The organism is Haemophilus influenzae, assembly GCF_900475755.1.
Classification (GTDB): domain Bacteria; phylum Pseudomonadota; class Gammaproteobacteria; order Enterobacterales; family Pasteurellaceae; genus Haemophilus; species Haemophilus influenzae_D.
In genome coordinates, this window is record NZ_LS483411.1 from 22,552 (window position 1) to 39,158 (window position 16,607).

The following is a 16,607-nucleotide window of genomic DNA, read 5'->3' on the forward strand; positions in this document are numbered from 1 at the left end:
TGTATCCCTGTGAATAGTTCCAATTCTATGTTTTAGCCTAGAAATTGCTGAAAGTGAGAAAATTAAATATCACCTTCCTCTAAGTTTAGAAGAAGGTGACAGCATATTGATTGACGCTTAAAGTGCGGTAGCTTTTAATTGAGTTTTTTCGATTCGACGTTCGCCCAATTTATTACCTACTAAAAAAGCGATCAATCCAAATGCTAATGATGGCACGATTTGATGGAAGTTAAATAATTTGACGCCAAGTTGAGTGAGTAAGATATAACTCCCCAAGCCGATAATCATTGAGCTTAACGCACCATAAGCATTTGCTTTATCCCAATAAATACCCAGTACAATTACCCATAAAAATGCGGCTTCCAGTCCGCCAAAGGCAAATAGGTTTAACCAAATAATCATATCTGGTGGATTGAGGGCGGCAAAGATTAAAAGTGCGGTCAAAATCAGCGTAATAATTGATGAAAAATAGCTCACTTTTTTCTCATTTTTTGCGGCTTCTGGCTTCGTAGAAAGGTATAAATCTTTGACAAAAATAGAAGAGGATTGAATAAGTTGTGCATCAATTGTAGACATAATTGCAGACATCGGCGCAGCTAAGAAAATCCCCGCAACAATAGGCGGCAATACTTTTATCATTAATGTTGGAATTACTTGATCTGATACCGTTAAATTTGGAATAACCGCTCTGCCAAGCGCACCAGCTAAGTGCATACCCAACATAATAATTGAAAGTACAATGGTTCCAATCAGCATACCGCGATGTAAGGCTTTACTATCTTTAAATGCCATACATCGAACTGCGGTATGTGGAAGACCAACCACCCCGAAACAGACAAGTATCCAGAAAGAAGCCATAAATTGGAAATCTAACATTCCATTTGGCCCGTAAGGCGTGACTAAGTCAGGATCAATTTCAGTTAATTTATTAACCGCACTTTCTACACCACCGAGGGCATAAATCGTGCCAATAAGGAGGATTATAGTCCCAAAAATCATTACGGTACCTTGAATGGTATCCGTCAGTACGACGGCACGGAAGCCCCCGATAAAAGTATAGATACCTACCGTTAAAGCAAATAAGAGTAATGCTTGAGTATAAGAAATGCCGATGGTTGTTTCTAATAAACGCGCACCACCAATAAATTGCACGGTCATAGCCGCAAAAAATGCGAGAAGAAGAGCAAGGCTTGATAGCCAAACTAAATATTTGTTTTTATAGCGATAAAAGAAAAGATCATTAATAGTTAAAGCATTGGTTTCTCTTGATAATAGCGCGAATTTTTTACCTAATGCACCTAATGCAAGCCATACGACTGGCACTTGAATCATCGCAAGTAATACCCAACCTAATCCGTATTTATAAGCAGCTCCTGGCCCTCCGACAAAAGAACTTGCACTGGCATAAGTTGATGCAGTTGTCATTGCGAGCACAAAACCAGTCATCGAACGATTTCCCACATAATATTCTGTTAAAAAATCGCCTTTTGTACGTTTTACATAGGCAAAAATTGCCGCACCAAAAACAAAAGTGAGATAAATAATTAAAGGAAGAATAATACCTAAATTCATTTTTGATTCCCCTGATCGTTAATTTCAAGAGAAATATCCTGAAAAATAATTTTGACAATCCAATAACCAATCACGATGAATAAAATGGGTAAGTAAATACAGGAGAGTTCAAACCAGAGGGGAAAGCCGATAGGGCCTTGAGTTTCTTTAGGTAAATAAGCACATAAGCACCAACCTATCACATATAAAATAGATAAGCTCAATGCCCAACTGGCTTCTTTACCAGCTTGTTGATAACGTTGTTTTAATGTCATATTTTTTCCTTAAATTTTTTATAAGTGAAAATATATTTTTTGAATGGTATAAGGGGGCACATATATCCTACGCTCCTTATACTTATGCATATTACAACTTTTTTGAATAATTCAAAATGTTTTGCTGATTTCTAAGTAAATTCGATTTTTATTATATTCATAAAAAGGATGATTACTGGTTACCCTTTGATACGACCAAGATAATTTCGGTGAGATTCCCCAGATATGAAAGTTTCTATGCCAAATAGTAAACACTGATGCATATTCCTTATTTTTCTGGCGAATACCAATAAGATCTTTTTCTTTATAGGCACGTTGTGCATAATTCAGGATTAAACGAGTTGATATACCCGCTTTCCATTCTTGTCCCCATCCTAATCGGACATTTTTTCGTTGATAAGCATTATCTAAATCTCGAGTGTTTTCGCGATTATAATCAGCTCCACCAAACCAATACTGTCCACTTTTTGTCAGGTAAAGTAGTGTAGCGGAAGCTAGATAGTTATTTCCATTTAGATGTTTACGAGTTTCATAGCGTTGTTCACCATACTCAAGTGCGGTCGAAATTTGCCATTTTTCATTTAGCCAATTGGATAAATCCAATCTAGCACCTGAATTTTTAGAGTATTGTTTCATCGCATTTCCGCCAGATGAGCCGCCCGCATACCAACGCTTCTCAGTAAATGGCATTAATGAGAGTTCAAATCGTGCAGTTTGGTATCCAAGACCTACACCAGCTCTCGCGTTAAATTCATTATATTTCTTGTTATCCCAATAATATTTCCCACTACCTTCCAAGGACAATTTTGTAAAGTAGTTGTGAGGTAATGACCATTTTTTTTCAGCATTCCCAAAATACGAAAATCCTCTGGCACTTTCTTTTTCCCAAGCACTCCAGTTGCCAATTTTGGTTCCGGCTTTTGGCGCATTATTAATATTACTTTCATTTAAAAAACTAAATCCACCCTGGACTTTCCATTGATCTCGTTGATTTAAGGCTGAAAGATATTGTTCAATTATTTTTACAGAATCAGGGGAAACTTGCTCTGCTCTTAACTTTTGAAATTGATCTTTTGCCGCCTCGTTATCATTATTCAGAAACAAGGCTTGAGCTAATTGATAGCGTAAAGGTAAAAGATCAGTTTTTTGTGAAAATAAGTGTCGGTAGGCTTTAACGGAATCAGAAAAATATCCTTTTTCTCGTAAGTCAATCGCTTCAGCCCATTCTAACAAAAATGGATCTTTTTTAGTAAGGGGTTGATATAGAGGTAATAAAAGTTGTACCGCCTCGCCATTATTTTGTAATACTGCAGGGATAAGACCACGAATAATCAAGTCTGGGTGTTTGGCTAATTCTTCTTTTGTAATCGATAACTTTGATTGATTATTAGTGCTCAAAAGTGCGGTTGGTTTTTGCGGTAAATTTGGTTTAGCCAAATGTAGCTGTTCATCTAAACGACCATCATGTGGCTGTGGAGATTTTTCTACAGCAATAGAATTTGAGGTAAGAAATAATGATGAGCTGAGAAATAAAATAAATTTAGTTTGTATACTCATTTTTATCCTTATTGGGAAAGAATAAAGCAAGCCTAAGCTTGCTTTAAATGATTAAACAATTTATTACTGTGCTTTTGCACCGTAGGCTCCAGCCCAAGAATTATCTTTAGCTTTCACCATTCCGCCTAATTCTTCAGCGTTATCACCGTAAAATTTACCCTCTGTAATACCTTCCGAGACAAAAGTAGATGATTTTGCTGTTCCATAGAATCTGTTGCCTGAAATTTTAGCATCAATCTCAACTTTTACATTCTTAGGAGCATCATACTTATTAATTTCAGTATTGTAGCGTCTATTCTCGGTGTTTAAATTTCCAGACAATTCTTTCTTTCCAAAATCAACTGTAAATTCAGATGTTCCTCTTCTATAACTTCCGAATATGACATTTCCTTTATCAGCCATTATACTCTCACCTTTGTAAGTGACCTTGCCTGATTTTGGAACATTTTCAGAAGGGATACCATTATAAAAAAGAATATCATTTTGTCCGTATGAGTGATTTGCCATTGCACCAAAGCGTACATGAGTATATTTCCCGCAGCAAACATGTGGTGATAAATTTCGATCCTTAATAAATTCCCCCTCCTTTGTCCAATCTTCATTGAGTTCAAATTTAAAATCAATAGGGATATTTTTTCCATCAACATCAATGCTGGTTATGGTTATATTAGATAGCTCTTGTTCATTGTTAATTGTGTTAATTTGTCCTACGCTATCGTCCTCACTTTCTGTTTTTATAGAAAAGACTAAACCTGTATTAGTCGGTGAACGCTTGGGCATTTCTAGAACAGCTTGTTCTGATGGTTGAGCTGTTGGAGTGCTTGGTTGAACTGTAGGAGTACTTGGTTGAGCAGCCGGAGTACTTGGTTGAGCTGCTGGAGTACTTGGTTGAGGAGCAGGAGCGCTTGGTGCCGATGACCCACCACCGCTTCCACAAGCCGTTAATGTTAAGGCTGCAAGAATCGTTAAACTAAATTTTTTTAAACTGATGTTCATAATTTCACCTAAAATAACTACTAATAGAGGATTATATATAAAAAACTATTAATTATCTTAATAAATACTCTATGTAATTTGTCTTTTATAATAAGGGCTACAAAATGGCTAACATCTGTTAGCCATTTAAATTTTAATTATTCATGCATACCTAATTTTTTCTCCAAATAGTGGATGTTGGTTCCGCCTTTTTGGAAATTTTCATCTTCAAGAATTAATTCATGAAGTGGGATATTGGTTTTAATACCATCAATAATTGTTTCAGATAATGCATTTTGCATACGACGGATTGCAACTTCACGTGTATCACCATAAGTGATAAGTTTTGCGATCATTGAGTCGTAATGTGGAGGCACAGTATAGCCGCCATAAACATGAGAATCCCAACGAACGCCCAAGCCGCCAGGTGAATGTAAGTGATTTACTTTACCCGGAGACGGTAAGAATGTTTTTGGATCTTCTGCATTAATACGGCATTCCATTGCATGGCCTTTAACTTTGATGTCTTCTTGTTTAAAGGAAATCGGCAAGCCTGCTGCAATGCGTAATTGCTCTTTCACTAAATCTACACCTGTAATCATTTCAGTTACTGGATGTTCTACTTGGATACGCGTATTCATTTCAATGAAATAGAATTCGCCATTTTCATATAAGAATTCAAACGTACCTGCTCCACGATAGCCGATTTCTACACAAGCTTTTGCACAGCGTGAGCCAATATCTCGTCGAACTTCTTCTGTGATACCTGGAGCTGGCGCTTCTTCCACAACTTTTTGGTGACGACGCTGCATTGAGCAGTCACGTTCAGCCAAATAAACTGCATTGCCATGCGTGTCTGCTAATACTTGAATTTCCACGTGACGTGGATTTTCTAAGTATTTTTCCATATAGACCATATCATTGTTGAATGCAGCTTTTGCTTCTGCTTTGGTCATTGCGATAGATTCTTCTAATGCGTCTTCGCTACGAACAACACGCATTCCTCGGCCGCCACCACCGCCTGATGCTTTGATAATGATTGGATAGCCAATGCGTTTAGCAATTTCTTTATTTTTAGCAATGTCGTTACCTACAGGGCCATCAGAACCAGGTACACAAGGTACGCCTGCTTTTTTCATTGCTTTAATAGCTGAAACTTTATCGCCCATTAAACGGATGACATCAGCTGTTGGACCGATGAAAGTGAAACCTGAACGTTCAACTTGTTCAGCAAAATCAGCATTTTCAGATAAAAAACCGTATCCTGGATGAATTGCATCTGCGCCTGTTACTTCGGCGGCAGCAATGATAGCTGGAATATTTAAATAACTTTTTGCGGAAGGTGCTGGACCGATACAAACGGTTTCATCAGCGAGTAAAACGTGTTTTAAATCACGATCGGCGGTGGAGTGAACCGCCACTGTTTTAATACCTAATTCTTTACAAGCACGTAAAATGCGTAGTGCAATTTCACCGCGGTTAGCAATCACAACTTTTTCTAACATAAAAGAGTCCGTTTAGTCAGATAGACGTGAATTTTTATGTAGGTTCTTGAAATATTGTTCTTCCTAGAAAATTTGGTGTGAACAGATTTCAATTTATATCGCCTACGATAAATTCGTTCTAATTGTTTGTATATGAAACAGGCGGACTAAAGTCCGCCCGACGAAAATATTGGAAATTATTCAATAACGATTAATGGTTCGTCGAATTCAACTGCATCACCGTCGTTGATAAGAATTGCTTTTACTATGCCAGCTTTGTCCGCTTCAATGCGGTTCATCATTTTCATTGCTTCAACGATACAAAGCGCGTCGCCAACTTTCACGGACTGACCCACTTCAACAAATGCTTTTGCTTCAGGGCTTGGACTGCGATAGAACGTTCCCACCATTGGTGAACGTACAAGATGGCCTGATAATTCATCAGATACAGCTGGTGTCGCTGCCGCTTGTGCTTGAGCTGGCGCAGCAGCTGGAGTTGGTGCTACTGCTGGTGCTGCAGCGTATTGAACTGCTGCTGGAGCAACTGCTGGTGCGGCACGGCTAATACGTACTGTACCTTCTTCTTCTTGCACTTCTAATTCAGTAATGCCAGATTCTTCTACTAATTCGATTAATTTTTTGATTTTACGAATGTCCATACGTTCTTCCTAAAAAGATTGAAATTTTAACCGCACTTTTAAACGAAAAAGTGCGGTTATGAATAAACTTACTTTTGTATTGCAAAGATTACCTTAAATTTTGCAAATTTGCGATAAAATTCTGCGAATTTCGCCAAAAATGCTCGATTTTCTTATTTTTTAGCAAGGTAATCGATAGCAAATAAAAAGGCAAATTCGTAACCTTTTGCACCCAAACCGCAAATAACGCCTTCAGCCACATCGCTAAAATAAGAATGATGACGAAATGGTTCACGTTTATGCACGTTGGATAAATGAATCTCCACAAAAGGAATTGAAACGGCTAAAAGTGCATCGCGCAATGCCACACTGGTATGGGTGTAGGCAGCAGGATTGATTAAAATAAAATCGACTTGCTGAAAACTTTCGTGGATCTTATTAATTAATTTTTCTTCACTATTGGCTTGAAAACATTCCACTTTTACATTGTGTTGAGTGGCTAAGGCTTGCATTTTCTCGTCAATGGATGCAAGAGAAATACCGCCATAATGTTTTGGCTCGCGAGCCCCTAACATATTTAAGTTCGGGCCATTTAACAGCAAAATTCTGTGTGTTTGCGACATTTTTAATCCTTTTTGTGTGGGGCATTATACTGGTTTTTCGATTTTTGGTGGTCGAATCAGATAATTTTAGTGATAAATTCAGATTCTAAATCCACAATAGGTAAATTAGAAGCAGGCCAAGCGCGTAGCGCTTGATATTCCATTAAATCTAACGTGTCTAAGCCTGGCGTTACATTCGGAGTGTATTGTTGTGCGATTCGCGCAAGTTGAGAAAGCCCTAAACTGCTTTCGATACTTGAACTAATAACCGCTTTTAGACCTAACGAATGGGCTTGCTTAATAAGTTCTGCACAACGTTGGATTGAACCAATTAAAGTGGGTTTGATTACGACAGCCGATAAGTGCGGTTCTTTTTCTAGGCAAAAATTAGGCTCTCGCACGGATTCATCCCATGCAATCGCAATGTCGGTTTGAGCTGCAAATTCACGACTGAGTTCTTGAGTTTTACAAGGTTCTTCTAAAAATTGAATACGTTTTCTATGTTGCGGTTTGACTTTAGCGGCAAATTGTAACGCTTTTTCTAACGACCAATGTCGGTTTGCATCTAGTCGTAATTGTAAATCGGGAATGGCTTCTAAAAACATATCGGCAATTAATCCATCGCGATTGGCTTCGTATATACCCACTTTCATTTTTGCCACTTTTTCGCCTTTAATGCTCGCAAGTTTGGCATACAGTTCATCTGGATCGCCACAACAAAGTGGAGCCGTATGATAATTGCCTTCAGCTTGTAAATAACCTTTCATTTCATCCATTGCGCAACTGATACCAAAAGCAACGGAGGGATAGGTGCCATCTAATGGGACGCGAGGTGCATCACAGCTTGCATTGCACCATGTCGTTAGCCATTCCATTGCTTGTTCTTGAGTTTGGTCTAGGGTTTCTTCGCTAAAACCGGGTAGTGGGGCGATTTCTCCCCAACCGTCTCGGCTGCAACTCACTCTTACGATTAAGCCTTCACGGCGTTTTAAAAAACGATCACGCAGAATAAGTTGGCTATCAACGGGGATGGAATAACGGTAAAGATTAAATGATTTTTCAGCCATGCTTGCTCCCAATGCAAAAGTGCGGTCAAAATTCACGAAGATTTTTAACCGCACTTTAGAACGATAAATTAAGGGTTACGTCTGAATTTGCTGAAGTCTGGAGCGCGTTTTTCGTTAAACGCATTGCGACCTTCTTGACCTTCTTCAGTCATGTAGAACAACATTGTCGCGTTACCCGCTAATTCTTGAAGACCAGCTTGGCCATCACAATCCGCATTTAATGCTGCTTTCAAACAACGAATTGCGATTGGGCTATTGCGTAACATTTCACGACACCAACGCACAGTTTCTTTTTCAAGATCAGCGTAAGGCACAACCGTATTGACCAAGCCCATATCTAATGCTTCTTGTGCATTATATTGACGGCATAAGAACCAAATTTCACGCGCTTTTTTCTGACCCACTAAACGAGCCATATAGCTTGCGCCCCAACCACCATCGAATGAACCGACTTTTGGCCCAGTTTGCCCGAAAATGGCATTTTCAGCAGCAATGGTTAAATCACAAAGCATATGAAGTACGTGACCGCCACCAATAGCATAACCAGCCACCATTGCCACCACAGGTTTTGGACAAGAACGAATATCGCGTTGGAAATCCAATACATTTAAGTGATGTACGCCGCTATCATCTTTATAACCGCCGTAATCGCCACGCACTTTTTGGTCACCACCAGAACAGAATGCTTTTTCGCCTTCGCCAGTTAATACAATGACACCAATATTTTCATCGAAACGAGCATCAGAAAATGCGGTGATCATTTCTTTCACTGTTTGTGGGCGGAACGCATTGCGAACCTCTGGGCGGTTAATGGTAATTTTGGCAATACCATCAGTGGATTTATGATAACGAATATCGTTATAGCCTTCACTGTGATCGACCCATTCAACAGGCGCATATAACACATCATCTTTTGGATTTTGCATAAGAATTCCTTTTAATTAACGTAAAAAAGTGCGGTTATTATAGCGGAAGTTTTTCGGATCAGGAAAACTAAATTCATTTGCTGCTTTATCTGTTGTGAAGATATTGCTAGAATTTTGCGTATTCTCTCTTTTATAAGGATCAAATGTGAAATTAATTGCAACCTTAGGTATGGCAGCATTGTTATCTAGCTGTTCAATGTTTGGTAGCCAACAATCCGTAATTCCAGCGGAATTTGCGGGGGCGGATTACCAACTGTCTGATCAAGATTCAAAACAATGGGCAATTGCAAGTAAGCAAGCAGAACAATGCGTTTACCCAAATTTAACTCGAATTTTGCAACAGCATTTTTCTAAAGAAGATAGCTATATTCACTCACAATATGTCTTTTTCTATCCGTTGGAAAAAATTATTGGCGAACAATATGTGAAGATTATCCAAGCCGATGAAAAATCAATGAATTATGCAAGCTATCAGTTTAAAAAATTCCGTACCAGAGTGAGCAATGTTGAACCTTTAACTAAACAGTCTTGTTTGAAGTTGCGTAACGAAGCGCGCGATGATTTGGCTGTCGTGAAAGGTCAATATAAAAATGGTATGGTGGAAGTGCAAAAAAATGAAGATGGCACACCAAAAAATTCTGATGGCATTGCAACCAATCAAAATAAATTCTTCTTTGATATTATCAAATGGGGATCGATGTTGTTACTTTAGTCTATCGATGCAATAAAAAACCGCACTTTAAAGTGCGGTTTTATTTTTCATTCTTTCTAGCTAAAAATTACGCTAATTTTTTGATTTGTGCAGCTAATTTAGATTTGTGGTTTGCTGCTTTGTTAGCGTGGATTAAGCCTTTAGAAGCCATGCGGTCTACAACTTTTTGCATTTCAACGAATGCTGCTTCAGCTGCTGATTTTTCGCCTGCTGCTACTTGAGCATATACTTTTTTGATATAAGTACGCATCATAGAGCGTTGGCTTGCGTTGTGTTGGCGACGTTTTTCAGATTGAACCGCGCGTTTTTTTGCTGACTTGATATTAGCCAAGGTCAAACTCCTAAAATTTCTGTTGATTGATAGACAAAATAAAGGGCGTCAATATGCCGATTTTTTATACTTTTGTCAATGGAAAATTTGTGTTGATTTCGGTGAGACACAACCGAAAGTAAGTATCGTTATTTTTACAAGCTCTTTCAATATGGGCTCACACAAACGATGTGCGGCGGATTTTATCAGTTTTTTTTCACGGAATATAGCGTAAAAACAAAATTTCTATACAATTAGGCAAAAATTTTAGGGTAGAGAAGAATATTTTGAGTAAACGACTTTTAAAATCTAGCATTGTTGTTAGTTCTATGACGTTATTATCAAGAGTGTTAGGTCTTGTGCGCGATGTAGTTATCGCTCATCTCATTGGGGCTGGCGCCGCGGCGGACGTCTTTTTATTTGCTAATCGTATCCCAAATTTTCTTCGCCGTTTATTTGCTGAAGGGGCTTTTTCACAGGCTTTTGTCCCTGTTCTCGCAGAATATCAGAAATCTGGCGATATGAATAAAACCCGTGAATTTATTGGAAAAGTTTCAGGTACCCTTGGGGGATTGGTGAGTATTGTTACGATCCTCGCAATGGTTGGCTCACCTGTCGTTGCCGCTTTATTTGGGATGGGCTGGTTTACCGATTGGATGAATGATGGCCCTGATGCACATAAGTTTGAACAAGCCTCTCTTCTTCTTAAAATAACTTTTCCTTATTTATGGTTTGTTACTTTTGTCGCGCTTTTTGGAGCTGTACTTAACACGATTGGAAAATTCGGCGTGATGTCCTTTTCACCCGTGTTATTAAATATAGCGATGATTGCCACCGCACTTTTCCTTGCACCACAAATGGATAACCCAGATCTTGCACTGGCTATCGGGATTTTTCTAGGCGGATTATTACAGTTCTTATTCCAAATTCCATTTATGAAACAAGCTGGTTTACTGGTGAAACCCAAATGGGCTTGGCGGGATGAAGGCGTAACCAAAATTCGTAAATTAATGATCCCTGCGTTATTTGGTGTATCGGTAAGTCAAATTAATCTTTTGCTGGATACAGTGATTGCAAGTTTCTTAATGACGGGCTCTATTAGCTGGCTGTATTATTCCGACCGCCTACTGGAATTTCCTCTCGGTTTATTTGGCATTGCGATTTCTACCGTAATTTTACCAACACTTGCCCGTCACCACGTTAATCGTGAAGGCGATTCAGCAAAAAGTGCGGTTGATTTTCGTAATACAATGGATTGGGGCGTGCGAATGATTTTATTACTTGGCGTTCCAGCCGCCATTGGTATTGCTGTATTGGCTCAGCCAATGTTACTTACGCTCTTTATGCGTGGAAATTTCATGCTAAATGATGTTTATGCCGCCTCTTATTCTTTATGGGCGTTTAATGCGGGTTTGCTTAGCTTTATGTTGATTAAAATCCTCGCCAATGGCTATTACGCTCGCCAAGATACCAAAACGCCAGTAAAAATCGGCATTATTGCCATGGTGAGTAATATGGGCTTTAATCTATTGGCGATTCCTTTCAGCTATGTTGGTTTAGCTATTGCTTCAGCGATGTCCGCAACTCTTAATGCCTATTTGCTCTATCGCGGCTTAGCCAAAGCGGATGTGTACCATTTTTCACGTAAAAGTGCGGTCTTTTTTGTCAAAGTTTTATTGGCAGCAATTGCAATGGGTGCGGCAGTTTGGTATTACGTGCCTGAAATCAACCAATGGGCGAAAATGGATTTCTTCATGCGTGTTTATTGGCTTGTTTGGTTGATTGTCTTAGCCGCGATAGTTTATGGCACAACGTTGATTTTATTAGGCGTTCGCAAGCACCATTTGCTGACAAAAAACTAACTTCTCGCTATAATGCCGAAATTCTCTTATTTTCATGGATAAGGACATGCAATTAATTCGTGGGCTTCATAATGCAAATCGTGTTTTACAAGGTTGTGCGCTAACGATCGGCAACTTTGATGGTGTGCATTTAGGGCATCAAGCAGTCCTCCGCCATTTACGCCAAAAAGCTGACGAATTAAATTTACCCATGGCGGTATTGTTATTTGAATCTCAGCCGCGTGAATATTTTATGGGGGAAAATGCACCTGCACGTTTAATGCGTTTGCGTGACAAAATTTATTATCTCGAAAAGGCTAAGGTCGATGTCGTAATTGTGGCGAAATTTGACCGCACTTTTGCTGAGCAACCAGCCGATGTTTTTATTGAACAAACGCTTGTTAATCATCTACATGTGAAATTTTTAAGTATTGGCGATGATTTCAAATTCGGCTCAAAACGCCAAGGTAATTTTGCCATGTTGCAAGCAGCTAGTAAGCGTTTTGGTTTTATTGTTGAAGATAACCGTAGTTTTTGTCTAGATGCACAGCGAATTAGTAGCACTGCGATTCGCGAAGCGTTAGCGAATGATGACTTACAACTTGCAGAAAATTTACTCGGTAAACCTTATCGTATTTTCGGGCGTGTGATTCATGGGAATAAATTAGGCAGAACAATAGGATTTCCAACGGCAAATATTCGTTTGCATAGACAAGTAAATCCAATCAAAGGCGTTTATGCCGTAAAAGTGCGGTTAAAATCGGGGGAGATTTTTAACGGCGTGGCAAACATGGGAAAACGCCCAACTATAAATGAATTAATGCAATTATTAGAAGTCCATTTATTTGATTTTTCTCAGAATATTTATGGCCAAATGGTGGAAGTGGAATTCTGCCACAAGATTAGAAACGAGATTAAATTCCCCTCTTTTGATGATTTGAAAGTGCAAATTGAGAAAGATGTAGAAACTGCGAAAGGCTTTTTTAACAGTTAATTTTAAAATGTAAAAATTGGAAAATAAAATGACAGTCGATTACAAAAACACTCTTAACCTACCGGAAACCAGCTTTCCAATGCGCGGTGATTTAGCTAAGCGCGAACCTGATATGTTGAAAAATTGGTACGAGAAAAATCTTTACCAAAAAATTCGTAAAGCGAGTAAGGGCAAAAAATCTTTTATTCTGCACGATGGCCCTCCGTATGCGAATGGTAACATTCATATTGGTCACGCTGTAAACAAGATTCTGAAAGATATTATTATTAAATCCAAAACGGCGTTAGGTTTTGATTCGCCTTATATCCCGGGTTGGGACTGCCACGGCTTGCCAATTGAATTAAAAGTAGAAGGTTTAGTGGGTAAGCCAAACGAGAAAATTACGGCGGCAGAATTTCGTCAAAAATGTCGTGAATACGCGGCGGAACAGGTCGAGGGTCAAAAGAAAGACTTTATCCGTTTAGGTGTGTTGGGCGATTGGGATAATCCATATCTCACGATGAATTTCGATACCGAAGCGAATATTATCCGCACTTTAGGTAAAGTGATTGAAAATGGTCATTTGTATAAAGGCTCAAAACCAGTGCACTGGTGTTTGGATTGCGGTTCTTCTTTAGCAGAAGCAGAAGTGGAATATGAAGACAAAGTTTCTCCGTCAATTTACGTTCGTTTCCCTGCGGAAAGTGCGGATGAAATTGAAGCTAAATTTTCTGCACAAGGTAAAGGACAAGGTAAATTATCAGCCGTCATTTGGACTACCACACCTTGGACAATGCCATCTAACCGTGCGATTGCGGTGAATGCAGACTTAGAATACAACTTAGTCCAACTTGGCGATGAGCGTGTAATTTTAGCCGCTGAATTAGTTGAGTCCGTAGCGAAAGCCGTGGGCGTAGAACAAGTTAAAATTTTAGGTTCAGTAAAAGGTGCTGATCTTGAATTAAGCCGTTTCCATCATCCATTCTATGATTTTACTGTACCAGTGATTTTAGGCGATCACGTAACCACTGATGGCGGTACGGGTTTAGTACATACCGCACCTGATCACGGTTTAGACGATTTTGTCGTGGGTAAACAATATGATTTACCAATGGCGGGTCTTGTATCGAATGATGGTAAATTTATTTCAACGACCGAATTCTTTGCAGGCAAAGGCGTATTTGAAGCAAATCCGCTTGTGATAGAAAAATTACAAGAAGTAGGTAACTTATTAAAAGTTGAAAAAATCAAACACAGCTATCCACACTGCTGGCGTCACAAAACGCCAATTATTTTCCGTGCAACACCGCAATGGTTTATCGGCATGGAAACGCAAGGTTTACGCCAACAAGCATTAGGCGAAATCAAACAAGTTCGCTGGATTCCAGATTGGGGTCAAGCACGTATCGAGAAAATGGTTGAAAACCGCCCAGACTGGTGTATTTCACGCCAACGTACTTGGGGTGTGCCGATGACGTTGTTCGTGCATAAAGAAACCGAAGAACTTCATCCGCGTACCTTAGAGCTACTTGAAGAAGTGGCGAAACGTGTAGAAAGATCGGGTATTCAAGCTTGGTGGGATTTAGACGAAAAAGAATTATTAGGGGCGGATGCAGAAACCTATCGCAAAGTGCCAGATACCCTTGACGTATGGTTTGACTCAGGATCGACTTATTCTTCTGTGGTAGCAAATCGCCCAGAATTTAACGGTCAAGATATCGACATGTATTTAGAAGGTTCTGACCAACACCGTGGTTGGTTTATGTCTTCTTTAATGCTTTCTACGGCAACAGATAGCAAAGCACCATACAAGCAAGTATTAACCCATGGTTTCACTGTGGATGGTCAAGGCCGTAAGATGTCAAAATCTATCGGTAACATCGTGACACCACAAGAAGTCATGGATAAATTCGGTGGTGATATTTTACGTTTATGGGTTGCTTCAACAGACTATACGGGCGAAATGACCGTTTCTGATGAAATCTTAAAACGTGCAGCGGATAGCTATCGCCGTATTCGTAACACCGCGCGTTTCTTATTAGCAAACTTGAATGGTTTTGATCCAAAACGTGATTTAGTCAAACCAGAAGAAATGATTAGCCTAGATCGCTGGGCAGTCGCTTGTGCATTAGATGCACAAAATGAAATTAAAGATGCGTACGATAACTATCAATTCCACACTGTGGTACAACGTTTAATGCGTTTCTGTTCGGTAGAAATGGGGTCGTTCTATTTAGATATTATCAAAGACCGTCAATATACAACTAAAGCGGATAGCCTTGCTCGTCGTAGCTGTCAAACTGCGTTATGGCATATTGCTGAAGCATTAGTTCGTTGGATGGCACCAATCTTATCTTTCACTGCCGATGAAATTTGGCAACACTTGCCACAAACCGAAAGTGCTCGTGCAGAATTCGTATTTACTGAAGAATTTTATCAAGGCTTATTTGGTTTAGGCGAGAATGAAAAATTAGATGATGCTTACTGGCAACAACTGATTAAAGTTCGTTCAGAAGTGAACCGCGTATTAGAAATTTCTCGTAACAATAAAGAAATAGGCGGCGGTTTAGAAGCAGAAGTGACCCTTTATGCGAATGACGAATATCGTGCATTGTTAGAACAATTAGGCAATGAATTACGTTTTGTATTAATTACCTCAAAAGTAGATGTAAAATCTTTATCGGAAAAACCTGCTGATTTAGCGGACGGCGAATTAGAGGGTATCACAGTAAGCGTAACACGTTCTAACGCAGAAAAATGCCCTCGTTGCTGGCATTATTCTGACAAAATTGGGGTAAACCCAGAATATCCAATGCTTTGTCCACGTTGTGTAGAAAATGTAGTGGGCAATGGAGAAGTTCGACACTTTGCATAATTAAATTCATTGTAAAACCAAAAAGTGCGATTGATTTGCTCAGCCCTCAAAAGTTAGACTAAATAAGCAACAATTATGGGCAGATTAATTCACCGCACTTTTTCTATTAAGGAGCAAACAATGGCAGAAGAAACAATTTTTAGTAAAATCATCCGTAAAGAAATTCCAGCAAATATCGTCTATCAAGATGAATTAGTCACTGCATTTCGTGATATTTCCCCCCAAGCTAAAACACATATTTTAATTATTCCAAATAAAGTTATTCCCACAGTGAATGATGTGACGGAGCAAGATGAAATAATGCTAGGTCGATTATTCAGTGTAGCGGCTAAATTAGCTAAAGAAGAAGGCATTGCGGAAGATGGTTATCGCCTAATTGTGAATTGCAATAAATATGGTGGGCAAGAAGTATTCCATTTACATATGCATTTAGTTGGTGGAGAACCTTTAGGTAAAATGTTAGCGAAATAATGAAAAAATATTTTCTAATTTTGGCGAGCTTTATGCTCGCGGCTTGTTCAATTTCAGAGCAAAACTTAACTTATTCAACAAAGCCGATTTTGAATATTACGTCGTCTCTTTCGCCTTTAATTCAAGTTGAAACGACTCAAAAATCAGCGGTTATAAAAAATAAAAGTCAGCAACTTTTGAATATAAGTTACCATTTATATTGGTACGATCATTTAGGGGTAACCCAAATTTGGAAAAATCAGCGAGAAAGTTATTCCGCTCAATTTTTGCTAAAACCACAAGAGCAAAAATCAATTGATTTAACTAAACCTACTGTAGAAAGTAAAAATTACCGCCTTTATTTAAAATAA

At 38.9% G+C, this 16,607-nt stretch carries 16 protein-coding genes; 6 read left to right on the forward strand and 10 right to left on the reverse strand.

The annotated features are described in order from the left end of the window. Positions 1–117: 117 nt before the first annotated feature. From panF to menB, 9 genes are all read right to left on the reverse strand, one after another. On the reverse strand, positions 118–1,572 hold the full coding sequence (gene panF / locus DQN24_RS00095; RefSeq protein WP_021034799.1) for a sodium/pantothenate symporter: 1,455 nt from the start codon (positions 1,570–1,572) through the stop codon (positions 118–120). Next, on the reverse strand, positions 1,569–1,826 hold the full coding sequence (locus DQN24_RS00100; protein WP_021034798.1) for a YhdT family protein: 258 nt from the start codon (positions 1,824–1,826) through the stop codon (positions 1,569–1,571). Before DQN24_RS00100 ends, panF begins: the two co-directional genes overlap by 4 nt. A 111-nt stretch (positions 1,827–1,937) precedes the next feature. Continuing rightward, complete coding sequence (locus DQN24_RS00105) at positions 1,938–3,383, reverse strand: surface lipoprotein assembly modifier (RefSeq protein ID WP_111695198.1); 1,446 nt, start codon at positions 3,381–3,383, stop codon at positions 1,938–1,940. Between the two features lie 63 nt (positions 3,384–3,446). Further along, on the reverse strand, positions 3,447–4,379 hold the full coding sequence (locus tag DQN24_RS00110) for a Slam-dependent surface lipoprotein (RefSeq protein WP_111695199.1): 933 nt from the start codon (positions 4,377–4,379) through the stop codon (positions 3,447–3,449). Between the two features lie 137 nt (positions 4,380–4,516). Next, entirely contained in the window at positions 4,517–5,863 is a 1,347-nt protein-coding gene (gene accC, locus DQN24_RS00115; protein WP_111695200.1) for an acetyl-CoA carboxylase biotin carboxylase subunit, read from the reverse strand. A 176-nt stretch (positions 5,864–6,039) separates the two neighbouring features. After that, the gene (gene accB / locus DQN24_RS00120) at positions 6,040–6,501 is read right to left on the reverse strand and encodes an acetyl-CoA carboxylase biotin carboxyl carrier protein (protein WP_111695201.1); all 462 of its coding nucleotides are present in this window, start codon (positions 6,499–6,501) and stop codon (positions 6,040–6,042) included. A gap of 152 nt (positions 6,502–6,653) precedes the next feature. Beyond that, positions 6,654–7,103: a type II 3-dehydroquinate dehydratase gene (gene aroQ, locus DQN24_RS00125; protein WP_111695202.1), complete on the reverse strand. Its 450-nt coding sequence runs from the start codon at positions 7,101–7,103 to the stop codon at positions 6,654–6,656. Between the two features lie 56 nt (positions 7,104–7,159). Continuing rightward, positions 7,160–8,149: an o-succinylbenzoate synthase gene (menC, locus tag DQN24_RS00130; RefSeq protein ID WP_172453963.1), complete on the reverse strand. Its 990-nt coding sequence runs from the start codon at positions 8,147–8,149 to the stop codon at positions 7,160–7,162. Positions 8,150–8,217: 68 nt separating this feature from the next. Beyond that, positions 8,218–9,075, reverse strand: coding sequence for a 1,4-dihydroxy-2-naphthoyl-CoA synthase (gene menB / locus DQN24_RS00135; protein WP_005626704.1), 858 nt, complete (start codon positions 9,073–9,075; stop codon positions 8,218–8,220). A gap of 145 nt (positions 9,076–9,220) precedes the next feature. Here menB and DQN24_RS00145 point away from each other — a divergent pair, with 145 nt between their 5' ends. Continuing rightward, positions 9,221–9,787 carry a DUF5358 domain-containing protein gene (locus DQN24_RS00145; RefSeq protein ID WP_111695204.1) on the forward strand — a complete coding sequence of 189 codons (567 nt, stop codon included), beginning with the start codon at positions 9,221–9,223 and terminating at the stop codon, positions 9,785–9,787. A gap of 67 nt (positions 9,788–9,854) precedes the next feature. Here the strand turns inward: DQN24_RS00145 and rpsT are convergent, their stop codons facing one another. Next, complete coding sequence (gene rpsT, locus DQN24_RS00150) at positions 9,855–10,118, reverse strand: 30S ribosomal protein S20 (protein WP_005651580.1); 264 nt, start codon at positions 10,116–10,118, stop codon at positions 9,855–9,857. A 266-nt stretch (positions 10,119–10,384) separates the two neighbouring features. Here rpsT and murJ point away from each other — a divergent pair, with 266 nt between their 5' ends. The 5 genes from murJ to DQN24_RS00180 all read left to right on the forward strand — a co-directional run bounded on the left by murJ (position 10,385) and on the right by DQN24_RS00180 (position 16,607). Next, on the forward strand, positions 10,385–11,959 hold the full coding sequence (gene murJ / locus DQN24_RS00160; RefSeq protein ID WP_111695205.1) for a murein biosynthesis integral membrane protein MurJ: 1,575 nt from the start codon (positions 10,385–10,387) through the stop codon (positions 11,957–11,959). A gap of 46 nt (positions 11,960–12,005) precedes the next feature. After that, the gene (gene ribF, locus DQN24_RS00165; protein ID WP_172453964.1) at positions 12,006–12,932 is read left to right on the forward strand and encodes a bifunctional riboflavin kinase/FAD synthetase; all 927 of its coding nucleotides are present in this window, start codon (positions 12,006–12,008) and stop codon (positions 12,930–12,932) included. Between the two features lie 28 nt (positions 12,933–12,960). Further along, positions 12,961–15,786, forward strand: coding sequence for an isoleucine--tRNA ligase (ileS, locus tag DQN24_RS00170; protein ID WP_111695207.1), 2,826 nt, complete (start codon positions 12,961–12,963; stop codon positions 15,784–15,786). A 120-nt stretch (positions 15,787–15,906) separates the two neighbouring features. Beyond that, positions 15,907–16,257 (forward strand): purine nucleoside phosphoramidase, encoded by a 351-nt coding sequence (gene hinT, locus DQN24_RS00175; RefSeq protein ID WP_111695208.1) that lies wholly within the window; start codon positions 15,907–15,909, stop codon positions 16,255–16,257. Then, complete coding sequence (locus DQN24_RS00180; protein WP_111695209.1) at positions 16,257–16,607, forward strand: YcfL family protein; 351 nt, start codon at positions 16,257–16,259, stop codon at positions 16,605–16,607. The genes hinT and DQN24_RS00180 overlap by 1 nt, the downstream gene beginning before the upstream one ends.